Annotated in this window: 19 protein-coding genes and 1 tRNA gene; 16 read left to right on the forward strand and 4 right to left on the reverse strand. The window is 71.8% G+C overall.

Features of this window, described 5'->3' with window-relative positions; translation table 11 throughout:
* Positions 1 to 12 precede the first annotated feature (12 nt).
* Together AGRA3207_RS34895 and AGRA3207_RS34900 are read left to right on the forward strand one after the other, a co-directional pair.
* Positions 13 to 1,476 carry a glutamate synthase subunit beta gene (locus AGRA3207_RS34895; protein WP_231331498.1) on the forward strand — a complete coding sequence of 488 codons (1,464 nt, stop codon included), beginning with the start codon at positions 13 to 15 and terminating at the stop codon, positions 1,474 to 1,476.
* 364 nt (positions 1,477 to 1,840) lie between these two features.
* Positions 1,841 to 2,719 carry a hypothetical protein gene (locus tag AGRA3207_RS34900; protein ID WP_231331500.1) on the forward strand — a complete coding sequence of 293 codons (879 nt, stop codon included), beginning with the start codon at positions 1,841 to 1,843 and terminating at the stop codon, positions 2,717 to 2,719.
* A gap of 54 nt (positions 2,720 to 2,773) precedes the next feature.
* Here the strand turns inward: AGRA3207_RS34900 and AGRA3207_RS34905 are convergent, their stop codons facing one another.
* Positions 2,774 to 3,493 (reverse strand): helix-turn-helix domain-containing protein, encoded by a 720-nt coding sequence (locus tag AGRA3207_RS34905; RefSeq protein WP_231331502.1) that lies wholly within the window; start codon positions 3,491 to 3,493, stop codon positions 2,774 to 2,776.
* Between the two features lie 48 nt (positions 3,494 to 3,541).
* On the opposite strand from AGRA3207_RS34905, the gene AGRA3207_RS34910 reads away from it, so the two are divergent.
* Both AGRA3207_RS34910 and pyk read left to right on the forward strand, forming a co-directional pair.
* A complete protein-coding gene (locus AGRA3207_RS34910; RefSeq protein WP_231331503.1) occupies positions 3,542 to 4,096 on the forward strand; it encodes a type 1 glutamine amidotransferase domain-containing protein in 555 nt (184 codons plus the stop codon).
* 108 nt (positions 4,097 to 4,204) lie between these two features.
* Positions 4,205 to 5,638, forward strand: coding sequence for a pyruvate kinase (gene pyk, locus AGRA3207_RS34915; protein WP_231331504.1), 1,434 nt, complete (start codon positions 4,205 to 4,207; stop codon positions 5,636 to 5,638).
* A gap of 140 nt (positions 5,639 to 5,778) precedes the next feature.
* On the opposite strand, the gene AGRA3207_RS34920 is transcribed toward pyk, so the two are convergent.
* Positions 5,779 to 5,851 (reverse strand) — tRNA-Leu (locus tag AGRA3207_RS34920).
* A 168-nt stretch (positions 5,852 to 6,019) separates the two neighbouring features.
* On the opposite strand from AGRA3207_RS34920, the gene AGRA3207_RS34925 reads away from it, so the two are divergent.
* The 6 genes from AGRA3207_RS34925 (at position 6,020) to AGRA3207_RS34950 (ending at position 11,873) form a co-directional block, all read left to right on the forward strand.
* Positions 6,020 to 6,565 carry an ANTAR domain-containing response regulator gene (locus AGRA3207_RS34925; RefSeq protein ID WP_231336491.1) on the forward strand — a complete coding sequence of 182 codons (546 nt, stop codon included), beginning with the start codon at positions 6,020 to 6,022 and terminating at the stop codon, positions 6,563 to 6,565.
* 305 nt (positions 6,566 to 6,870) lie between these two features.
* Entirely contained in the window at positions 6,871 to 8,031 is a 1,161-nt protein-coding gene (locus AGRA3207_RS34930; protein ID WP_231331506.1) for a branched-chain amino acid ABC transporter substrate-binding protein, read from the forward strand.
* A gap of 105 nt (positions 8,032 to 8,136) precedes the next feature.
* Entirely contained in the window at positions 8,137 to 9,102 is a 966-nt protein-coding gene (locus AGRA3207_RS34935) for a branched-chain amino acid ABC transporter permease (RefSeq protein WP_231331508.1), read from the forward strand.
* Positions 9,099 to 10,244, forward strand: coding sequence for a branched-chain amino acid ABC transporter permease (locus AGRA3207_RS34940; protein WP_231331509.1), 1,146 nt, complete (start codon positions 9,099 to 9,101; stop codon positions 10,242 to 10,244). Before AGRA3207_RS34935 ends, AGRA3207_RS34940 begins: the two co-directional genes overlap by 4 nt.
* A gap of 47 nt (positions 10,245 to 10,291) precedes the next feature.
* Entirely contained in the window at positions 10,292 to 11,032 is a 741-nt protein-coding gene (locus tag AGRA3207_RS34945) for an ABC transporter ATP-binding protein (RefSeq protein WP_231336492.1), read from the forward strand.
* On the forward strand, positions 11,022 to 11,873 hold the full coding sequence (locus AGRA3207_RS34950; protein ID WP_231331510.1) for an ABC transporter ATP-binding protein: 852 nt from the start codon (positions 11,022 to 11,024) through the stop codon (positions 11,871 to 11,873). Before AGRA3207_RS34945 ends, AGRA3207_RS34950 begins: the two co-directional genes overlap by 11 nt.
* A gap of 71 nt (positions 11,874 to 11,944) precedes the next feature.
* On the opposite strand, the gene AGRA3207_RS34955 is transcribed toward AGRA3207_RS34950, so the two are convergent.
* Positions 11,945 to 12,487 (reverse strand): DUF4352 domain-containing protein, encoded by a 543-nt coding sequence (locus tag AGRA3207_RS34955; protein WP_231331511.1) that lies wholly within the window; start codon positions 12,485 to 12,487, stop codon positions 11,945 to 11,947.
* 243 nt (positions 12,488 to 12,730) lie between these two features.
* Positions 12,731 to 13,078 (reverse strand): PaaI family thioesterase, encoded by a 348-nt coding sequence (locus tag AGRA3207_RS34960; RefSeq protein ID WP_231336493.1) that lies wholly within the window; start codon positions 13,076 to 13,078, stop codon positions 12,731 to 12,733.
* A 135-nt stretch (positions 13,079 to 13,213) separates the two neighbouring features.
* Here AGRA3207_RS34960 and polA point away from each other — a divergent pair, with 135 nt between their 5' ends.
* The 6 genes from polA (at position 13,214) to coaE (ending at position 22,727) form a co-directional block, all read left to right on the forward strand.
* On the forward strand, positions 13,214 to 15,904 hold the full coding sequence (gene polA / locus AGRA3207_RS34965; RefSeq protein ID WP_231331512.1) for a DNA polymerase I: 2,691 nt from the start codon (positions 13,214 to 13,216) through the stop codon (positions 15,902 to 15,904).
* Positions 15,905 to 16,570: 666 nt separating this feature from the next.
* Complete coding sequence (locus AGRA3207_RS34970; protein WP_231331513.1) at positions 16,571 to 17,689, forward strand: polysaccharide deacetylase family protein; 1,119 nt, start codon at positions 16,571 to 16,573, stop codon at positions 17,687 to 17,689.
* 237 nt (positions 17,690 to 17,926) lie between these two features.
* On the forward strand, positions 17,927 to 19,420 hold the full coding sequence (gene rpsA, locus AGRA3207_RS34975; RefSeq protein WP_231331514.1) for a 30S ribosomal protein S1: 1,494 nt from the start codon (positions 17,927 to 17,929) through the stop codon (positions 19,418 to 19,420).
* 218 nt (positions 19,421 to 19,638) lie between these two features.
* On the forward strand, positions 19,639 to 21,588 hold the full coding sequence (locus AGRA3207_RS34980; RefSeq protein ID WP_231331515.1) for an endonuclease/exonuclease/phosphatase family protein: 1,950 nt from the start codon (positions 19,639 to 19,641) through the stop codon (positions 21,586 to 21,588).
* 37 nt (positions 21,589 to 21,625) lie between these two features.
* On the forward strand, positions 21,626 to 22,117 hold the full coding sequence (locus tag AGRA3207_RS34985; protein ID WP_231331516.1) for a GNAT family N-acetyltransferase: 492 nt from the start codon (positions 21,626 to 21,628) through the stop codon (positions 22,115 to 22,117).
* A 16-nt stretch (positions 22,118 to 22,133) separates the two neighbouring features.
* Positions 22,134 to 22,727, forward strand: coding sequence for a dephospho-CoA kinase (gene coaE, locus AGRA3207_RS34990; protein WP_231331518.1), 594 nt, complete (start codon positions 22,134 to 22,136; stop codon positions 22,725 to 22,727).
* Positions 22,728 to 22,754 lie beyond the last annotated feature (27 nt).

A 22,754-nucleotide genomic window follows, 5' to 3' on the forward strand; every position in this document is an offset into this window, starting at 1 on the left:
AGGGGGATTCCCATGGCCGACCCGAAGGGTTTCCTGACCGTCCGGCGGGAGCTCCCGAAGCGCCGCCCGGTCGACGTCCGGATCAGGAGCTGGTCCGAGGTCTACGAGGACTTCGGCAAGGACCGCCTGGAGAAGCAGGCGAGCCGCTGCATGGACTGCGGCATCCCGTTCTGCCACCAGGGATGCCCGCTCGGCAACCTCATCCCCGAGTGGAACGACCTCGTGTACCGCAAGGACTGGCACGAGGCGATCGAGCGGCTGCACGCCACCAACAACTTCCCGGAGTTCACCGGGAGGCTGTGCCCCGCCCCGTGCGAGAGCGCCTGCGTCCTCGGCATCAACCAGGACCCCGTCACGATCAAGCGGGTCGAGGTCGAGATCATCGACCGGGCGTTCGCCGAGGGCTGGGTGCGTCCCCGCCCGCCCGCCGTCAAGACCGGCAAGAAGGTCGCGGTGGTCGGCTCCGGGCCCGCCGGGCTCGCCGCCGCCCAGCAGCTCACCCGCGCCGGGCACGACGTCCGGGTGTACGAGCGCGCCGACCGGATCGGCGGCCTGCTGCGCTACGGCATCCCCGAGTTCAAGATGGAGAAGCGGCACCTCGACCGGCGCATCGCCCAGATGCGCGCCGAGGGCACCGAGTTCAGGACGTCGGTGAACGTCGGCGTGGACCTTTCCGTGCGGGAGCTGCGCGACGGCCACGACGCCGTCGTCCTCGCGGGCGGCGCCACCGCCTGGCGCGACCTGCCCGTCCCCGGCCGCGGGCTCAAGGGCGTGTACCAGGCGATGGAGTACCTGCCGCCGTCCAACAAGGCGCAGGAGGGCGACTACGAGGAGTCGCCCATCTCCGCCAAGGGCAAGAACGTCGTGGTCATCGGCGGAGGCGACACCGGCGCCGACTGCGTCGGCACCGCGATCCGGCAGGGCGCCGCGTCCGTCACCCAGCTGGAGATCATGCCGCGGCCGCCGCAGGAGCGCCCCGACGCCCAGCCGTGGCCGACCTACCCGATGCTGTTCAAGGTGGAGAGCGCCCATGAGGAGCTCGCCGACCTGGGCGGCGACCGGGTGTACGCGGTGTCCACCACCGAGTTCCTGGGCGACGCCGACGGGAACGTCCGCGCACTGCGGCTCGTGGAGGTCGGCGGCCCCCAGACGGGCTTCCAGCCGGTCGAGGGCACCGACCGGGAGATCCCGGCGGAGCTGGTCACCCTCGCCATGGGCTTCCTCGGCCCCGAGCGCGAGGGCCTGCTCGACGAGCTCGGCGTCGAGCTGGACCAGCGCGGCAACGTCGTCCGCGACCGCGACTACCGGACCTCGGTCGAGGGGGTCTACGCGGCCGGTGACATGGGCCGCGGCCAGTCGCTGATCGTCTGGGCCATCGCCGAGGGCCGCGCCGCCGCGCACGGCGTCGACGCGTTCCTCAGCGGCGAGACGGCCCTGCCGTACCCGATCCCGCCCACGGCACGGCCGATGGCCTGAGCGAGGGCCTGGGCGGCGGTGTGATCGACGGCCCCGGAGGCGCCCGCCTCCGGGGCCCGCACCTTCCGGATGATCTTGGTGCTGGTCACGGGCCGGCCGGGTGACACGCCGGTCCGGCGTGCCCGCCCTTGTGCTCCCCCGGGCGGTCGGCTACGTTCGGCGACGCGACGGCCGGTCGCCGGCCGTCCGCCGTGCGGACCGCGCCGCCGGCCGGCCGCGGAGTCTCCCGCACCCCGCACGCGGGACATCAGGGGCCCGGCCACCCACCGCTGGGGTGGCCGGGCCCGCCCGCGTCCACGGCCGCCCGCGCGCGTGTCCGTTTCCTACAAGACCGCTGCTCCACGCCCGTCCTAGCGTTGGGCGCATGAGAGTCCTGCGAGAAACCGGCCTGGCCCGCGCCGAGGAGTTCATGCGGCTCAACGGCCGTCTCATAGACCGCCGTCTCTTCGCGCTGCACTTCCGCGGAGGACCGGCGGCGCCCGTCCTCGCCGCCCTCAGGGGGTACGAGAACCCGGACGGGGGATACGGCCACGCGCTCGAACCCGACCTGCGGGGCGAGGGCAGCCAGCCCGTTCCCGCGCAGCACGCGCTGGAGTTCATCGACCAGGCCGGTGCGAACGACGACCCGGCCGTCACCCGCATCGGCGACTACCTGGCGTCCATCACGGGCGACGACGGGGGAGTGCCGTTCGTCCTGCCGTCCGTGCGGGAGACCCCGCACGCGCCGTGGTGGCAGACCCCCGACGACCCGCCGGGCAACATCAATCCCACCGCGACGCTCGCCGGGATGCTCTACCGCGCCGGGTCCGCCCACCCGTGGCTCGGCCCCGCGACCGCGTTCTGCTGGCGGTACCTGGAGGGCGCGGCCGCCGAACCCGGCCCCTACGACGTCCTGGCGGTCCTCTCCTTCCTCGACCACGTCCCCGACCGGGACCGCGCCGAGGCCGCGTTCGCCCGGCACCGTGACGCGCTCGCCGCGCCCGCCGTCTCCGGCCCGTCCGGCGAGGAGGACCGGCCCACCCCGCTCGACCTCGCCCCGGCACCGGGCGGCCTCGGCCGGCGCCTGTTCACCGACGACGTCGTCGACGCGCACCTGGACGCCCTGATCGAGGCGCAGGGCGAGGACGGCGGCTGGGACGTCGGCTTCCTCATCTGGACGCCCATCACCCGCCCCGAATGGCGCGGCCGCACGACCGTCGAACGGCTCAGGACGCTCCGGGCCTACGGGCGGCTCAAGCCCTGACCGCGCGTCCCCGGGCCGCGCCCCGGGTACCGCCGGCCCGCCACGGGGCATGGCTCACAGGAGGCCGCGGATGGGCTCGCCCGCGAGGTCGCGGACCTCATGGGCGAGGTGCGCCTGGTCGGCGTAGCCCGCGGCGAGCGCCACGTCCGCGAGGGGCCGCCCGGCGCGGGCCAGCCGCAGCGCCCGCTGGAAGCGCAGCACGCGCTGGAGCGTCTTCGGCCCGTACCCGAACGCCGCCAGCGACCGGCGCCTGAGCTGCCGCTCGCCGAGCCCGAGGGCGTCGGAGACCGCGCGGACCGAGGACCGCGCGAGGCCGCTCACCACGGCCGGCACCAGCGGGTCCGAGGGCGCGGCCCGCGCCGCGCGCGCCGTCACCCCGGCGACCAGGACGCCGGGCCGCGCGTCCGGCACGGCCGCCGCCACCTCGGCGGCGAGCCGGTCGGCGTCGGCGCCCCACACCTCGCGCAGCGGGAGCCGCCCGTCCCGGACGGCGTCGGCGGGCACGCCCAGCACCGGCGGCGCCAGGCCCGGCGCGAACCGCACCGCCACCACCGCGTCGCCGGGACGCATCGCGGCCGGCATCGGGCCGGTGTCGGGTCCCGCCAGCAGGATCCCCGCGTCCGACCAGATCAGGTCGACGCACCCGTCCGGCAGGACGCGCTGCACGAAGGGCGCGGCGTCCGGCGGCAGCGCGGCCGTCCAGGAGCACACGAGCCCGCTCCGGCGCGGGGCCGGCAGCTCGCGGTAGCCGGTGGGGTTCACATATCCCTGCATATCACCCATATCCCTGGGCAAGGGCCCTAGGAGAGAACGGAGGATCCCATGTCGACAGCACTGCAGGGCAAGACGATCGCCTTCCTCTGCGCGCCCGAGGGCACCGAGCAGGTCGAGCTGACCGAGCCGTGGAAGGCCGTGGAGGGCGCGGGAGGACGTCCCCGGCTGGTCTCCACCCAGTCCGGGCGCATCCAGGCGTTCGACCATCTGGACAAGGGCGACACCTTCCCGGTCGACACGACCGTGGACGTCTCCGGCCACGAGGAGTTCGACGCGCTCGTGCTGCCCGGCGGCGTCGCCAACCCCGACTTCCTCCGGACCGAGCCGGGGGCCGTCGCGTTCGCCAGGTCGTTCTTCGACGCGGGCAAGCCCGTCGCGGCGATCTGCCACGCCCCGTGGACGCTCATCGAGGCGGACGTGGTGCGGGGCCGCACCATGACGTCCTGGCCGAGCCTCCGGACGGACCTGCTCAACGCGGGTGCCACCTGGGTGGACGAGGAGGTGAAGGTTTGCCGATCCGGGCCCAACGTCCTCGTGACGAGCCGGCGGCCGGACGACCTCAAGGCGTTCGGCCGGGCGGCGATCGAGGCGTTCACGGGCTGATCGGCCACATGTGGTCTAGACCTCTGAGCTAGACCAATCCGCGCAGGGGAGACCACCACATCCTGCACGAATATCCGTACCGGCGGGTAACTAAGTACCGTTGTGCACGTGACCCGTCGAGCGAAGATCGTCAGCACCATCGGACCCGCCTGCTCCAGCGTCGAGCAGATCAACGCCCTCGTCGAGGCCGGCGTCGACGTCGCCCGGCTCAACATGAGCCATGGCGAGCACGCCGTCCACGAGGAGGTCTACCACCGGATCCGGGCCGCGGCCGAGGCCACCGGACGCGGCGTCGGCATCCTCGCCGACCTGCAGGGCCCCAAGATCCGCATCGGCCGGTTCCCGGACGGTCCCGTCCGCCTCACCCTCGGCGACGAGTTCACCATCACCACCGAGGCCGTCCCCGGGAGCCGCCGCGAGGTCTCCACGACCTACCAGGGCCTGCCGGGCGACGTGACCCCGGGCGACACCGTCCTCATCGACGACGGCAGGGTCGCCCTGCAGGTCGAGGAGGTGGACGGGCCCCGCGTGCGCACCACCGTCACCGTCGGGGGCATGGTCTCCGACAACAAGGGACTGAACCTGCCGGGCGTGCCCGTCAGCGTCCCCGCGCTGACCGAGAAGGACGAGGCCGACCTGCGCTGGGCGCTGCGCCTCGGCGTCGACCTGGTCGCCCTCTCCTTCGTGCGCACCCCCGCCGACGCCGACATCTGCTATCAGATCATGGAGGAGGAGGGCGTCCGCGTCCCCCTCATCGGGAAGATCGAGAAGCCGCAGGCCGTCGAGCGGCTCCCCGAGATCGTCGCCGCCTTCGACGGCATCATGGTGGCGCGCGGCGACCTCGGCGTCGAGCTGCCGCTGGAGCAGGTCCCGATCGTGCAGAAGCGCGCCATCGAGCTGTGCCGCGAGAAGGCCCGCCCGGTCATCGTCGCGACCCAGATGCTCGAGTCGATGATCTCCGCGCCCCGGCCCACCCGCGCCGAGACCTCCGACGTCGCCAACGCCGTCTTCGAGGGCGCCGACGCCGTGATGCTGTCGGGCGAGACGAGCGTCGGCCAGTACCCCATCGAGTCCGTGCTGACGATGAGCCGCATCGTCAGCACGGCGGAGCAGGCCTCGCTGCAGGCCACCCACACCCTCGACCGCATCCCCGAGACGGTCGGCGGCGCCATCGCCCGGGCCGCGGCGGAGGTCGGCGCGACGGTCGGCGCCGAGGCGCTCGTGGCGTTCACGATGTCGGGCGAGACCGCCCGGCGGCTGTCGCGCTACCGGTCCCCGATCCCGCTGCTCGCCTTCACCTCCGTGCCCGCCGTCCGCGGGCGGCTGGCGCACGTGTGGGGCGTGGAGACCTTCATCGTCCCGCAGGTCGACCACACCGACGACATGGTGGCCCAGGTCGAGCAGGCGCTGCTGGAGATCGGACGCTGCCAGAAGGGCGACCGCGTGGTCGTCGTGGCGGGCTCGCCCCCCGGCACCCCCGGCTCCACCAACGCGCTGCGCGTCCACAACATCGGGGACACCATCTCGATGGCCGCCCCCTGATCCGGGCGGCCCCGCCGGTCGCGCGGCGATCACCGGGCGGTCTCGTTTGCACGTCGCTCCGGGAGACCCGCCGGCCGGGCGGGTCGCCGCGGCCGCCTCGGGAACGGGCGGGCACGGGGGAGGGGAAGGCGATGACGGGGTGCCCCGAGTGGGATTCGAACCCACACTAAACGGTGTTTGAGACCGCTTCCTCTGCCATTGGGATATCGGGGCCTATGTCCGATCAAATCGGACACCATGGCCATATCGCGCGGGCGGGAGCCCCGGGGCGCCCTGCCGCAGACCAGCGTAGCGGGTCCCGGTAGGCTCGTGCGCGTGGAGACCGCTCGGCGAGTAGTGATCGCGGAAGACGAGGCCCTGATCCGGCTGGACCTCAAGGAGATGCTCCAGGAGGACGGCTACGACGTCGTGGGCGAGGCGGGCGACGGCGAGACCGCCGTGCGGCTGGCCGGCGACCTCAAGCCGGACCTCGTCATCCTGGACGTGAAGATGCCCGTCCTGGACGGCATCTCCGCCGCCGAGAGGATCTCGGCCGACCGGATCGCCCCCGTCGTGATCCTCACCGCGTTCTCCCAGCGCGAGCTCGTCCAGCGGGCCACCGACGCGGGCGCGATGGCCTACCTCGTCAAGCCGTTCACCAAGACCGATCTCGCGCCCGCGATCGAGATGGCCCTCAGCCGCTACACCGAGCTGCGCGCGCTGGAGTCGGAGGTCGCCGGCCTCCAGGACCGGCTGGAGACCCGCAAGCTCGTGGACCGCGCCAAGGGCCTCCTCCAGGAGGCCAACGGGTGGACCGAGCCCGAGGCGTTCCGCTGGATCCAGAAGACCTCCATGGACCGCAGGCTCACCATGCGCGCCGTCGCCGAGGCCGTCGTCGCCGGCGCCACGGGCGGGGCGCCCGGAGGGGACGGGCCCGCCGCGGGCTGACCTCCCTTGTCACAGCGTGCCTGATCCTCCCCTGTCACCCTTTGTGTCACGGGGGTCTCAGGCGGGCACCGTGCGCGATGGGTTCCCCTCGCACTCCGTAATCGTCGCTGGCAATGCCATATATCCGATGAGCACGACGGAGTAACGAACGAGTAACCCTTCTATGCGGGGGTGCTGATCTGGGTGTGCCTCACGGTGTACGACATAGCTGGTCCCCGAGTGACCGATTCCTCCACCAGAGGTCGGCGTCGGGGCATGACTCGTACCCGATCCCCTCCCGGATCCGGATGGAAAGGTTGGGCACCTTGCGGCGCAATAAGATGAGGGTGACCGGCGCGGTGGCGGTGAGCGCGGTGCTCGCGCTCGGTGCCGTGTCGTGCAGCGACGACGATGGCGGCTCCGGCGGAGACGGGGTCACGATCGGGTTCATGGGCGACCTGACCGGCGAGAACTCGGGCCTGGTGGTCCCGCCCTACCAGGGCGCGAAACTGGCGGTCGACCAGTACAACGCCACGAACCCCAAGGTCAAGATCACCCTCAAGAAGTACGACAGCCAGGGCAAGCCGGAGCAGGCCACCACCCTCGTGCAGGGCGCGATCAAGCAGGACAAGATCGTCGGCCTGATCGGTCCCGCGTTCTCGGGTGAGTCCCAGGCGGTCAACCCGATCCTCAACGAGGCCAAGGTGCCGAGCGTGACGCCGTCGGCGACGCAGATCACGCTCGCGGAGAAGGGCTGGACGTACTGGCACCGCGTGGTGGCCGACGACGCCGTGCAGAGCGCCGGCGCCGGGCAGTTCCTCGCGAACGCGGGCGTCAAGAAGCTCTTCACCGTCTCCGACAACCAGGACTACGGCAAGGGGCTCGCGGACGCCGTCGGAAAGGCCGTCCCGGGTGCCCAGGTCAAGAGCGACGCCGTCAACGACAAGGCGGCGGACTACTCCTCGACCGTCAACCAGATCAACCAGTTCAAGCCCGACGCGGTCTACTTCGGCGGCTACTACGCGGTCGCGGGACGGTTGTTCAAGCAATTGCGCGAGGGCGGCTACAAGGGCAAGATGATGTCGGGCGACGGGTCCCTCGCGGCCGGCCTGATCGAGGGCGCGGGCCAGCAGAACGCCCAGGGCGCCCTGCTCAGCTGCGGCTGCCTCATCGACGCCGCGGGCAAGACGAACGAGAAGGCCAAGAAGTTCGCCGCCGACTACAAGGCGAAGTACGGGTCCGAGGTCGCGATCTACTCGACCGAGGGCTTCGACGCGGCGTCGGCCTTCATCGAGGCGCTCAAGGCCGGCAAGACCTCGACCGAGGACATCAACGGATTCCTCAAGACGCTGAGCTTCGAGGGCGTCGGCAAGCCGATCAAGTTCGACGAACACGGCGAGCTGGCGGCGCAGGACATCTTCATCTACGAGGTGAAGGGCAACACGCTGCCGCTGCTCGGGAACAGCAAGGAGGCCAAGGTCTCGTAAGGCGTCACCCCGCCTTACCGACCGTCCCCCGCTCCGGGGGCCACTGATGGAGCGGGAGCGGGAGCGCTACAGCGCTCCCGCTCCTTTTACCAAAGGCGACCAAAGGTGCTCGACGACTTCATCAATCAATTCTGGCCGTCGACCATCGACGGGCTGTCCCTGGGCGCTATCTACGCGCTCGTGGCGCTCGGCTACACGATGGTCTACGGCGTCCTGAGGCTGATCAACTTCGCCCATGCCGACATCTTCATGGTCGGCACCTTCGCCGCGCTGTGGACCGTGCGGACCGCGGGCTTCGACCAGGTGGGCGGGATCGCGCTGATCGGCGCGGTCGTGCTGATGGCGGTCGTGGCCGGCGCGGTGTCCGGCGGCGGCGCGATGCTGCTGGAGGTGGCGGCCTACCGCCCTCTGCGCAAACGCGGGGCGTCCCGGCTGGCGGCACTGATCTCGGCGATCGGCGCGTCCATCTTCATCCAGCAGCTCTTCGGCACCGTGATCATCCACAAGGTGTTCGGCACCTCCAAGGAGGGCGGCAAGCTCGACGTCAACGAGCACTTCAAGAAGCTCACCAACGTGGTGGACGCGGGGCCGATCCAGATCAGCAACGACAAGCTGATCGTGTTCCTCGGCGCCGTCCTGATGATGATCGCGCTCGACCAGTTCGTGAACCGGACGAAGCTCGGCCGCGGCATCCGCTCCACCGCCCAGGACCCGGAGACCGCGGTGCTCATGGGCGTGAACATCGACCGTGTCGTCACGGTGACGTTCCTGGTGGGCGGCATCATGGCGGGCGTCGCCGCGGCCCTGTACATGGTGCGCTTCGAGACCACCAACTACTTCGTCGGGTTCCTGCTCGGCATCAAGGCGTTCACGGCGGCGGTCCTCGGCGGGATCGGCAACATCCGCGGCGCCCTCGCGGGCGGCTTCCTCCTCGGGCTGCTGGAGACCTACGGCTCCAGCCTGTTCGGCTCGGGCTGGAGGGACGTCGTCGCGTTCTCCATCCTCATCCTCGTCCTGATGTTCCGTCCCACCGGCATCCTCGGTGAGTCCCTCCAGCAGGCGCGCGCATGAGCCCCTCGAAGAACGGAAAGGGGCGCTCGCCCGCCCTCTCGCTCGACGCCGTGCGCGACCGCTGGGCCGAGGCGCCCGGCTGGGCGCGCTGGGCCGTCTACCTCCTGGTCATCGTCGCGGGGATCTTCCTGCCGAGCCAGCCGGTCGGGAACCTCATGGCCCCGAGCGGCAGCGACTGGCCGACGATGCTCAGCGACCAGATCGCCGTGTACGTGCTCCTGGCGCTCGGCCTGAACGTGGTGGTCGGCATGGCCGGCCTCCTCGACCTCGGGTACGTCGCCTTCTACGCGGTCGGCGGCTACACGATCGCCATCTTCGCCACCAAGTACGACTGGACGTTCTGGGAGACGCTCGTCCTCGCGATCGCCTTCTCCGCGCTCGCCGGGGTCCTGCTCGGCGCGCCGACGCTGCGGCTGCGCGGCGACTATCTCGCGATCGTCACGCTCGGCTTCGGTGAGATCGTCAAGACGACCGCCCAGAACAGCTCCTACGTCAACGGCCCGCGCGGCGTGCAGGGGATCCCGCACCCGCCGACGCTGTCGGAGTTCGAGGTCATGGGCGTGCAGCCGCTGAAGTACGGGCTGCTGGACTCGCGGCCGTACTACTACCTGCTGCTCGCCTTCATCATCCTGACGATCATCTTCGTCCGGCGGCTCGACAAGTCCCGGGTCGGCCGGGCGTGGGCCTCGATCCGCGAGGACGAGGACGCCGCCGAGCTGATGGGCGTCCCCACGTTCAAGTTCAAGCTCGCGGCCTTCGCGATCGGCGCGGCGATCGGCGGCAGCGGCGGCGTCGTGTTCGCCGCGAAGCAGACGTCGATCAACCCGGAGAACTTCACGTTCCTGGTGTCGGCGCTGATCCTCGCCGGGGTGGTGCTGGGCGGCTCGGGCAACATCCCGGGCGTGATGCTCGGCGCGTTCCTGGTGGCGTGGCTGCCCGAGCGGTTCCGGTTCATGCAGGACTACCGGATGCTGATCTTCGGTGCCGCGCTGGTGGTCATGATGATCTTCCGTCCGGAGGGCCTGTGGCCGTCCCGCCGCCGCAAGGCCGAGCTGGCCGAGGGCACCGGCGGGATGGGCAGCATGGGAGCCGAGGTCGCGGGGCCGGGACAGTCCGCCGCCGCCGCGGAGGTGGGCAAGTGAGCGGGACGAGCGAGCGGACCCCGGTGCTGGAGCTGCGTGAGGTCGTCATGCGCTTCGGCGGCGTCGTCGCGCTCAACAAGGTCGAGATCACGGTCGGCGAGGGCGAGATCTTCGCGCTGATCGGCCCGAACGGGGCCGGGAAGACCACGGTGTTCAACGTGACCACCGGCGTCTACCGGCCGACCGAGGGCCAGGTGGTGTTCGACGGCCGGCGGATCGACGGCAAGAAGCGCTACGCCGTCACCAAGCTGGGCGTCGCCCGCACCTTCCAGAACGTGCGGCTGTTCCACAACATGACCGCCCTGGAGAACGTCCTGGTGGGCACCGACGCCCACCACCGGACGGGTCTCGCCGGCGCGTCGCTCGGCCTGCCGTGGCACCGGCGCGAGGAGCGCCAGGGCCGCGAGCGGGCCCGGGAACTGCTGGAGCTGGTCGGCATCCCGCACCGCTCGGGGGAGGCCGCCAAGAACCTCCCCTACGGCGACCAGCGGCGGCTGGAGATCGCGCGGGCGCTCGGCACGGGCCCGAAGCTGCTGCTGCTGGACGAGCCGGCGGCCGGCATGAACCCGGCGGAGAAGGTCGCGCTCCAGGAGCTGATCCGCAAGATCCGTGACACGGGCGTGACGGTGCTGCTCATCGAGCACGACATGAGCCTGGTCATGGGCATCAGCGACCGGATCGCGGTACTGGACTTCGGCCAGAAGATCGCCGACGGGCTGCCGGCCGAGGTGCAGAACGACCCGCGGGTCATCGAGGCGTATCTGGGGGCTCCGGCCGATGCTTCTTGAGATCGAGGACATCCACGTCCACTACGGCAAGATCGCGGCGCTCAAGGGCATCACCGCCTCCGTCGGCCAGGGCGAGATCGTCACGCTGATCGGCGCGAACGGCGCCGGGAAGACGACCACGCTGAAGACGATCTCGGGGCTGCGGCCGCTCACGTCCGGGGCGATCCGCTTCGACGGCGCCGACATCAGCGCCATGCGGGGCCACAAGCGGGTCCTCGCGGGGATCGGGCAGGCACCGGAGGGCCGGGGGATCTTCCCCGGCATGACGGTGGAGGAGAACCTCCAGATGGGCGCCTACGCCCGCAAGGACGACCCCTCCAAGGAGCTCGCCGAGGTCTACGAGCTGTTCCCGCGGCTCGCCGAGCGCAAGTCGCAGGCCGGCGGCACGATGTCCGGCGGCGAGCAGCAGATGCTCGCGATCGGCCGGGCGCTGATGGCCAAGCCGAAGGTGCTCCTGCTGGACGAGCCGTCCATGGGCCTCGCGCCCATGCTCGTCCAGCAGATCTTCACGATCATCCAGGAGATCAACCGGCGCGGCGTCACCGTCCTGCTCGTCGAGCAGAACGCCCAGCAGGCCCTCCAGATCGCGCACCGCGCGTACGTGCTGGAGACCGGCAGGGTCGTGAAGTCGGCGCCCGCCGCCGACCTGCTGGACGACCCGGAGGTCCGCGCCGCCTACCTCGGCGGCGACCTCGGCGCCGCCGCGGCGGGGGGCGGCACGGCCCCGCCGGACGACGGCGCCGGACCGCCGGAGGACGCCCCGCTGGACGCCCCCGGCCCCGGTGACACCCGGCCGGACGGCACGCCCACCGGTGACACGGGCAAGGATCCCGCCGGGTAGGACGGCGAGTCCGCTTCCAGGCGCCCGCCGGGTCCGGTCCGTCCGGACCCGGCGGGCGCTCCGCGTTCCGGTCAGGGGAGCGGGATCTCGGCCGGGTCCGGTTGGCCGACCGCGCCCACCGGCGGTGAGCCGTAGAGGCGGACGGCCTTGGTCCGCGCGCCGCGCGGCACGTCGAACCACACGTCGAACTCGCAGCGCATCGCCGCGCCCACCGACAGCCGCTCGGGCTGCCGCTTGATCATCGTGGCGTTGACGTCCGGCTCGTGGACCGCGCCGTCGGTGGTGACGAGGCGCTGCTTCCAGGTGTCGAAGACCTGGATGTCGCGGCCCGTGTTCTCCGCGATCAGCCGGATCCGGGTGAAGGTGCCATGCGCCCCCATGGCGGCGTGGGTGCCCATCACCTCGGTGATCCCCTCGCGGAACCCGATGACCGTGAACCGCATGTCGGCGCTGCGCCCCGCCTTGCCCTCCGTGGCGATCTCCGATTCGCGCGCCCTCTCGGACGGGATCCGGTAGCCGGGGCGGGCGTCGCCGTCCCCGGAGCCGGAGCAGCCCGCCAGCGCGGCGGCGGAGAGGACGAGTGCCGCGCCCGCGAGGACGGAACGTGGAGGCATGAGGGGAACGTACGGCCGGAGCCCGGTCCGGGTGAACGCCCCGGGGGAGATCGCAACCCAACCGCGACCACCGACGCGCTCTTGCCGGTGTCGCGGGGCCGCGGCCTCCCCGGACACGTGCTGACCCGGGATCACCTTTGGGGCCGTACGAACCTTCCCCGGGCGCGTACGTTGTCTACTCGGTGATCCCGGGCCGTTCCGATCCACGCTACAGACCCCGGGCGGTGCATCGCAAAGAAAAGCTCAGGGACGGTCGCGGAGCATGCAGGTGAGCCGCGCGGTGCAGACCCGCCTGTCCTGCTCGTCGGTGATCACGATCTCGTAGGTGGCCAGCGTCCGCCCGCCGTGCACGCGCGTCGCGACGCCCGTCACGTATCCGCCGGTCACCGACCGGTGGTGCGTCGCGTTGATCTCGATGCCGACCGCGATCCGCCCCGGGCCGGCGTGCAGCGCCGCACCCGCCGAGCCGAGCGACTCCGCCAGGACGCAGGACGCGCCGCCGTGCAGCAGCCCGTACGGCTGCGTGTTCCCGTTCACGGGCATGCGGCCCACGACCCGCTCCGGCGTCCCCTCCACGTACTCGACGCCCATGGACCGCGCCAAGTCGCCGTGCGCGTCGTCCGTGCCGGAGAAGATCTCCGCCAGCGGTTCCCGCGCCGGCCCGTCACCGGTGTCGCCCACTCAAGCCTCCGCAAATCTGTCCCACGCGCAGACTAGAGTCCTGGTGTGGCGAAGACAGCATCGACCCCTGGCAAGCGCGACCGGCTCCTCCTGCTCGACGGGCATTCCCTGGCCTACCGCGCGTTCTTCGCGCTGCCCGTGGAGAACTTCTCCACCACCGACGGGCAGCCCACCAACGCCGTGTACGGCTTCACGTCCATGCTCATCAACGTCTTGCGCGACGAGCAGCCCACCCACATCGCGGTGGCGTTCGACCGCTCCGAGCCGACGTTCCGGCACGAGCAGTACGTCGAGTACAAGGCGGGCCGCCAGAAGACGCCCGACGAGTTCCGCAGCCAGGTCAGCCTGATCTTCGAGGTGCTGGACGCCCTGCGCATCCCGCGGCTGTCGGTCGCGGGCTACGAGGCCGACGACATCATCGCCACGCTGTCGGTCCAGGCGACCGCGGCCGGCCTCCAGACGCTGATCGTCACCGGCGACCGGGACGCGTTCCAGCTCGTCAACGACGACGTCACGATCCTGTACCCCGTGCGGGGCGTCTCCGAGCTGGCGCGCATGGACCCGGCCGCCGTCGAGGCCAAGTACGGCGTGCCGCCCGAGCGGTACCGCGAGCTGGCCGCGCTGGTGGGGGAGAGCAGCGACAACCTGCCCGGCGTGCCCGGCGTCGGCCCGAAGACCGCCGCGAAATGGCTCGTCAAGTACGGCGACCTCGACACCCTCGTCGCCCGCGTCGACGAGATCAAGGGCAAGGCGGGCGACAACCTGCGCGAGCACCTCGCCGGCGTCCTGCGCAACCAGCAGATCAACAAGCTCGACACCGAGGTCGGCCTGGAGCTGACGCCGCCGCAGCTCGCCATGGGCCAGTGGGACCGCGAGGAGATCCACACCCTCTTCGACTCGCTGCAGTTCCGGGTCCTGCGCGAACGCCTGTACTCCACCATCTCCGCCGCCGAGCCCGAGGCCGACGAGGGCTTCGAGGTCGACCTGGAGGCGCTGGAGCCCGGGGCGCTCGGCTCCTGGCTGGAGGCCGGCTCCGGCGACCGGCTCGGCATCGCCGTCACCGGCGCCTGGGGCCGCGGCACCGGCGAGCTGACCGCCATCGCCCTCGCGTCCAAGAAGGGCCCCGCCGTCCACCTGGACCCGGCCGGGCTCATCGAGGACGACGAGCGGGCCCTGGCCGCCTACCTCGCCGACACGGCGCGCCCCAAGGCGATCCACGAGGCCAAGGGGCCGATGCTCGCCTTCGCCGCCCGCGGCATGACCCTGGACGGCGTCACCAGCGACACCGCCCTCGCCGCCTACCTCGCCCTGCCCGGCCAGCGCACGTTCGACCTGTCCGACCTCGTCCTGCGCTACCTGCACCGCGAGCTGCGCAACGAGACCGAGGACTCCGGCCAGCTCACCCTCGACGGCTCCGGCGAGGAGGAGGCCGCCGAGGCCCTCGCCGTCCGCGCCCGCGCCGTCGCCGAGCTGGCCGACGTCCTGGACGCCGACCTCGACAAGCGCGGCGCCACCCGCCTCCTCCACGAGGTCGAGCTGCCCCTCGTCGGCGTGCTCGCCGCCATGGAGCGCGCCGGCATCGCCGTCGACGCCGACCACCTCGCCGGCCTCTCCGCCTCCCTGGGCGGCCAGGTCAAGGAGCAGGAGCAGCGCGCCCACGACGCCGTCGGCCACGAGTTCAACCTCGGCTCCCCCAAGCAGGTGCAGCAGGTCCTCTTCGACGAGCTGAACCTCCCCAAGACCAAGCGCACCAAGACCGGCTACACCACCGACTCCGAGGCGCTCACCACCCTCCTGGAGAAGGACGGCCACCCCGTCCTGGAGCACATCCTGCGCTGGCGGGAGGTCGCCAAGCTCAAGAGCATCGTCGACTCCCTCATCCCCATGGCCGACGACGCCGGGCGCATCCACACCACCTTCAACCAGATGGTCGCCGCCACCGGCCGCCTCTCCTCCACCGACCCCAACCTGCAGAACATCCCGATCCGCACGGCCGAGGGCCGCCAGATCCGGGAGGCGTTCGTCGTCGGCGCCCCCTTCGAGTCGCTCCTGACCGCCGACTACTCGCAGATCGAACTGCGCATCATGGCCCACCTGTCCGAGGACGAGGCGCTCCTGGAGGCGTTCGGCTCCGGCGCCGACTTCCACACCATCACCGCCTCCCGCGTCTTCGGGCTGCCGCCCGACCAGATCGACTCCGAACTGCGCGCCCGCATCAAGGCGATGAACTACGGCCTCGCCTACGGCCTCTCCGCGTACGGCCTGTCCCAGCAGCTGCGGATCTCCCCCGACGAGGCGCGCGGCCTCATGGAGGAGTACTTCCAGCAGTTCGGCGGCGTCCGCGACTACCTGCGCGACGTCGTCGCCAAAGCGCGCCAGGACGGCTACACCGAGACCATCCTCGGCCGCCGCCGCTACCTGCCCGACCTGAACTCCGACAACCGCCAGCGCCGCGAGATGGCCGAGCGGATGGCCCTCAACGCCCCCATCCAGGGCTCCGCCGCCGACATCATCAAGGTCGCCAGCCTCAACGTCGACCGCGCCCTCCGCGCCGCCGCCCTGGAATCCCGCATGCTCCTCCAGGTCCACGACGAACTCGTCTTCGAGGTCGCCGCCGGAGAACTGGACGCGCTGAAGACCCTCGTCCGCAAGGAGATGGCGGGCGCCTACGAACTGCGCGCCCCCCTGGGCGTCTCCATGGGCACCGGCCGCACCTGGCAAGACGCTGCTCATTAAATGCAATCCCGGCCCAGGGTCCTCGCCTGGCGGCTCGGACCCTGACCGTGCTTGGGGCGAGCGCGTCATCGCTTCGCGATCAGCCCGCGTGAGGCTCGCCTTCGGCTTTGCCTCACGCGGGCTGGTAGCGCGCTCGCGTGCCACTTGAGGTCTCCCCGCACCTGAAGGCGGCTTCTCCCGCCTGGGCGTGCGCTCTGCGGCTCGTCTCCGCGTTGCTGGTGTGGCCTGCGCGGCGGTCAGCTCTCCACTGATACGGCTCACGCATTCGCTTCCGCCTCGCCCCGCTGGAGGCGCGCTCTGCGGCTCGTCTTCGGGTCGTGGGGCGCTCGCGTGGGCTCTTGGGTGACTTCTTTGTGAACTTCCTGGCGTGCTCTGGTCTGCAGGAGTGTTCGGTCGGGTTGTTTGGCTGATTTGTGCGTTTTGGTGGTGTGGGGGGATTTTCGGGTTCTTGTTTGTCTGGTTTGTTCTTTTTGGGGCGGGGGGATCCGGGGTTTCGGGTGTGGGGAAGGTGGGGTTTTACCGGGGGCTTTTTGGACTTGAGCGGATGCGGGGCGGCGTGGGGGTGGTGCGTGGGGATCGGACGGGTAAGCGAGTAGGTGTCCGTGGATGTCCGGGGCGCCGTACGCTGTCCCCTGGTCCTGTTCGGGTCGACCGGCGGGAGGAACGATGCCTCTCCTTCACAAGATCGCTGGAGTCGTGATCGTCTGCGCCGTGATCCTGGGGCTGGCCCTGCCCGCGGAGCGGCGGGGGAGGGACAGGGGGGCCACCGCGACCCAGGCCGGAGCGGCCTCCCGGGCGACGCCGCCCGCGCGCGCCGGGCCCGGGGCGGGCGCCCCGGCGCCGCCGGGGCAGGGAGGCGCCGCGCGGCCCGTCACGCGGCCGATCGCGGCGGCGGCGCCCGCCGCGGTGGCGGCCAAGGCCAACGAGCTCGGCCAGGTGCCGGTGCTGATGTACCACCGGATCATGAAGAAGGCCGAGCTGTCCCTCGACCGGACGGGCAAGGAGCTCTACGACGAGCTGACCCGGCTCGCCAAGGGCGGGTACGTCCCCGTGACGGCCGCGGAGTTCGTAGCCGGGCGGATCGACATTCCGGCGGGGAGGCATCCGGTGGTGCTGACGTTCGACGACAGCACGCCCGGCCATTTCGCCCTCGACCCGCAGGGCAATCCGCTGCCGGAGACGGCGGTCGCGATCATCCAGCGGGTGGCCCGGGAGAACCCCGGGTTCCGCCCGGTGGCGACGTTCTACCTGAACAAGGACCTGTTCCAGCTCACCGGCGCCCAGGCGGCGGCGGGCCTGCGGTGGCTCGCCGAGCACGGGTTCGAGCTGGGCAACCACACCTCGACGCATCCCGACCTCTCCGGCATGTCCGAGAAGGCGGTGCGCGCGGAGATCGGCGGCATGGAGGACCAGATCGTCGGGATCACCGGCGCGCACACGACGACGCTGGCCTACCCGTTCGGGTCCGCGCCCCGCAAGAAGGCGTGGGCGCAGAGGCAGGACGGGCGCTACGGGTTCAGGGGGATCTTCCTGGCCGGGTGGAAGCCGTCGGAGTCCCCGTTCGACGGCTCGTTCGACCGGTGGGCGATCAACCGGGTGCGGTCCGAGGGCAAGATCGAGGAGAACGACTGCACGCGGTTCTGCTCCACCGCCTGGCTGGAGCATCTGGACAAGAACCCGGCGGAGCGGTACACCTCTGACGGTGATCCGAATACGATCACGTTTCCGAAGACCTCGGAGGACCGGCTGGCCAAGGAGTACAGGGACTGGGGGCGGCTCTACTAGCCGGACGCGCCGGTACCGGATTGACCACGAGAGATTGGTCCCATATCCTGATCGCTGCGCTGTGGGCCTGCGCGCGCTTCGGACGGAGCAGGCTCGCGCTCGGTCAGGTCGGCGACTTCGGTTCGGTTCTTCGACGCGGCTCCGCCCGCGTCTCCTTCCGGTCCTCGGCAGGGCGGATAACGGCCCTCCGCGCATAACCCATACGACTACCATGTCCGTACCGGAGCCAGCCGACACATGACGAGCAGCACCGAGGCCACCTCGACCACCCCGCAGGTAGCGGTCAACGACATCGGGTCAGAGGAAGCCTTCCTCGCCGCGATCGACGAGACCATCAAGTACTTCAACGACGGCGACATTGTCGAGGGCACTGTCGTCAAGGTCGATCGTGACGAGGTCCTCCTCGACATCGGCTACAAGACCGAGGGCGTCATCCCCTCGCGCGAGCTGTCCATCAAGCACGACGTCGACCCCAACGAGGTCGTCGCCGTCGGGGATCACGTCGAGGCCCTCGTCCTCCAGAAGGAGGACAAGGAGGGCCGGCTGATCCTGTCCAAGAAGCGCGCCCAGTACGAGCGCGCCTGGGGCACGATCGAAAAGATCAAGGACGAGGACGGCATCGTCACCGGTACCGTCATCGAGGTCGTCAAGGGCGGCCTCATCCTGGACATCGGACTGCGGGGCTTCCTGCCCGCCTCCCTCGTGGAGATGCGCCGCGTGCGCGACCTGCAGCCCTACGTCGGCCGCGAGCTCGAAGCCAAGATCATCGAGCTGGACAAGAACCGCAACAACGTGGTCCTGTCCCGCCGCGCCTGGCTGGAGCAGACGCAGAGCGAGGTCCGCCAGACCTTCCTCAACACGCTGCAGAAGGGCCAGGTCCGCAAGGGCGTCGTGTCCTCGATCGTCAACTTCGGCGCGTTCGTCGACCTCGGCGGCGTGGACGGGCTGGTGCACGTCTCCGAGCTGTCCTGGAAGCACATCGACCACCCCTCCGAGGTCGTCGAGGTCGGCCAGGAGGTCACGGTCGAGGTCCTGGACGTCGACATGGAGCGCGAGCGCGTCTCCCTGTCGCTCAAGGCGACCCAGGAAGACCCGTGGCAGCAGTTCGCCCGCACCCACCAGATCGGCCAGGTCGTGCCGGGCCGCGTCACCAAGCTGGTGCCGTTCGGCGCGTTCGTCCGGGTCGAGGAGGGCATCGAGGGCCTGGTCCACATCTCCGAGCTGGCCGAGCGCCACGTCGAGATCCCCGAGCAGGTCGTGCAGGTCGGCGACGAGATCTTCGTGAAGATCATCGACATCGACCTCGACCGGCGCCGCATCAGCCTGTCGCTCAAGCAGGCCAACGAGGGCGCCGCCAGCATCGAGGAAGAGGACTTCGACCCGACGCTGTACGGCATGCCCGCCGAGTACGACGACCAGGGCAACTACAAGTACCCCGAGGGCTTCGACGCCGACACCGGCGAGTGGCTGGAGGGCTTCGACGAGCAGCGCGAGACCTGGGAGCGGCAGTACGCCGAGGCCCGCGCCCGCTTCGACGCCCACCGCAAGCAGATCGAAGAGGCCCGCAAGGCCGAGGCGGAGGCCGACACGGCCCCCGCGGGCGGCGGCGGCGGAGGAGGCGGCGGCGAGACGTCCTACTCCGGCGGCGGCGAGAGCGAGTCGACCGGTGGCGCGCTGGCCACCGACGAGGCGCTCGCGGCCCTGCGGGAGAAGCTGTCCGGCGGTCAGTGACCCGTCACCGCCCACCGGCGCGCCGATGACATCCTGGCCACGGCCGGAGCACGATCTTCAGGGATCGCGCTCCGGCCGTGGCCGGTTTCACGCGCGGAACCACCCGCCGGGGCAATAGAGTCCCCCTGCGGCGCGCTCGCGCCGCCGCGGTGGTCCCCCGGAGCCGCGGGAACCGCCGTCACCCGTAGGTCCGCTCGTCCCCGGGAGCACTCGTTCAATTGGCCAGCACAGACGTAGGCACCAAGACCGGCGGCCCGGCCGCGGCCGGACCCTCGATCGTCCCGCAGGGGCCCGCCCGCCTCGCGCTGATCGCGATCACGGTCGCGGTGCTGGCGCAGACCCTGCGCTTCTCGCTGCCCCAGCTCGACCACTTCGCCGACGGCACCGGAACGGCCGTCGCCGCGCTGGCGGTACTGGCCGTCTACCTCGCCGGCTTCGCGGCGCCGGCGATCCGGCGCGCCGCCGGGCCCCGCGGACTGCTGCTCGCCGGGGTCGGCGGCCTGTTCGCGGTGCGGCTGCTCGCCCAGGCCATCGGCCCGCAGACCTGGCTGGCGTTCGCCGGCACCGCCATCGGCATGATCGCGGTGGCGGCGCTGTTCGAGGGCGCGCGCGGGCTGTCGGGCGTCGGCTTCGCCACCGCCACCGTCGCGGGCCTCTCCGCGGACTCGGCCGTCCGGATGTGCTTCGCCACCTGGGACCCGGTGTGGCGGCAGGGGGTCGCGCCGTGGCTGCCCTGCCTGGCGTTCGTCGGCCTCGGCGCCGCCGCCGTCTACCGTGAGATCGCCTCCGGCCCCGTCACCGCGCCCGGCATCTCCTGGCGGGACGCCCTGGGCGCGGCGGCGATCGGGCCGTTCCTGGCGTTGCAGGTGCTGGTGCTGTCCAGCCCGGCGTTCGTGGCGTCCTCCGGCTGGCGGTCGCTGACCGCCGCGCACGTGGTCGTGGTCGTGGGGCAGGGCCTCGCCCTCGCGTTCCTCGCCTCCGGCCTCGCCGTCCGGGCCGTGCCCGGCGGGGTGTGCGTGCTCGGCGGCACCCTGCTCGGCGTCGGCGCGGGGGCGGTCGCCGGGACCTACGCCGTGTCCGGTATCGAGGTCGTCCCCATCGTGATCGTCGGGCAGGTGCTGTCGGCGTGGCTGCTGGCCGTGGCGTGCCGGGCGCCGCTGCGCCGCGCCGGAGCGGGCGGCCCGGTCTGGCGGATCGACGTCGGCGCCGCCCTCGGCGGCCTGCTCGTCGCGCTGATCCTCGTCCCGTACCAGGTCAGCGCCGTCTCGCCGCTGCCGTTCCCCAACAACGTGCTGCCGGGCCTCGCCGGGATCCTGCTGGGCGCGCTCGCCGCCGCCGCGGCGGCCCGCGGCGGGCCGCTGCCGGCCCGGGCGCCGCTGCGCGCGCTGACCGCCGGCGCCGCCGCGCTGCTCCTGCTGGCCGGCACCCTGATCTTCACCGTGGCCGCGCCGGACGGGACCGCCAAGGCCGGGCCCGTCCCCGGCCAGGTGCGGCTGCTCAGCTACAACATCCACGACTCGGTCAACCAGGACGGGCGGCTCGACCCGGAGGGCGTCGCCCGCACCATCGAGGCGCAGCGCGCCCAGGTCGTCCTGCTGCAGGAGGCGAGCCGCGGGTCGCTGCTGTCGGGCACCACCGACGTCGGGGTGTGGCTGTCGCGCCGCCTCGGCATGAAGCTGATCTGGGGCCCGGCCGCCGACGGCCAGTTCGGCAACGCGATCCTCACCTCCCTGCCGGTCCGCTCGTCCGGGACGGGACGGATGGCCAAGGGCGACTGGTCGCAGATCCGCGGCTACGTGTGGGCGCGCCTCGCCGTCGGGCCGACCACCATGGACGTGTGGTCCACCCACCTGGAGGGCGGCGGCGACCAGGCCGACGAGCGGGCCCGCGAGGTGTCCGCGCTCGTCCGCGCCTGGGGCGGCGCCCCCCGCACCGTCATCGGCGGGGACTTCAACGCCGAACCCGGCAGCCCCGAGCTCGGCGGCCTGGTGGACACCGACCTGCGCAGCGCCGCCCTCGGCGCCGACACCCCCCCGACGACGTCCGACGGGCGCCGCGTCGACCAGGTCCTCGGCTCCGACGGGCTGATGTTCACCGACTACGACGTGCCGCGATCGGACGCGTCCGACCACTATCCCGTAGCGGTGACCGTCCGGATCGGGCGGTGAGGGGACCGGGACGGCGGACGGCACTAGGGTCGGGCGCATGAGCGAACCGACCGTCGCCGTCGCGCGGGCCGCCCCGCCGGACGCGGGCGAACTGCTGACCGTCCAGCGCGCCGCCTACGTCGCCGAGGCGCAGCTGTACGGCGACCCGTTCATCCCGCCGCTCGTCGAGTCCCTCGACCAGCTCGGCAAGGTCCTCGCCGGTGACGCGGTCGTGCTGAAGGCGACCCTGGACGGGCGGCTCGTCGGCGCCGTCCGCGCCCAGTTCAGCGACCACACCTGCCTCGTCGGACGGCTCGTCGTCGTCCCCGACATGCAGGGCCGCGGCCTCGGCGCCCTCCTCATGCGGGCGCTCGAAGAGGAGATCACCGGCCGCGCCGACGCGTGCGTGCTGTTCACCGGCCACCTCAGCGAGTCGAACCTGCGGCTGTACAGGCGCCTCGGCTACACCGAGACCCACCGCGAGCGCGTCGCCGCGCACCTGACCCTCGTCCACATGCGCAAGTCCCTCGTCCCGGCCGGGACGGTGTGAGGCTTAGGGTGAACCCGTGCTGAAAGTGGGACTCACCGGCGGGATCGGATCGGGCAAGAGCGAGGTGTCGGCGCTGCTGGCCGGGCACGGCGCCGTGGTCATCGACGCCGACCGGATCGCCCGCGAGGTCGTCGAGCCCGGCACGCCCGGCCTCGCCGCCGTCGCCGCCGAGTTCGGCGAGGGCGTGCTGCTGCCGTCGGGGGCGCTCGACCGGGCGAAGGTCGGCTCGATCGTGTTCGCCGACCCCGAGCGGCTCAAGGCGCTGAACGCGATCGTCCACCCGCTGGTGGGGGAGCGGACGCGGGAGCTGATGGACGCCGCGCCCCCGGACGCCGTCGTCGTCTACGACGTCCCCCTCCTCGCCGAGAACGGCCTCGCCTCCATGTACGACGAGGTCGTGGTCGTCGAGGCGCCCGAGGAGACGCGGCTGCGCCGCCTGGCGTCCCGGCGGGGCATGACCGAGGAGGACGCCCGCGCCCGCATGGCGAACCAGGCCACCTCCGAGGAGCGCCGTGCCATCGCCACCCGCGTCATCGACAACTCCGGCACCCTGGACGACCTCAAGGCCCAGGTCGACGCCCTCTGGAAGGCCCTCACCGCCCGCGGATGACGTGTCGCGGGACGAGCCTGGGGCCGG

Origin of the sequence: Actinomadura graeca (genome assembly GCF_019175365.1) — a bacterium.
GTDB lineage: Bacteria > Actinomycetota > Actinomycetes > Streptosporangiales > Streptosporangiaceae > Spirillospora > Spirillospora graeca.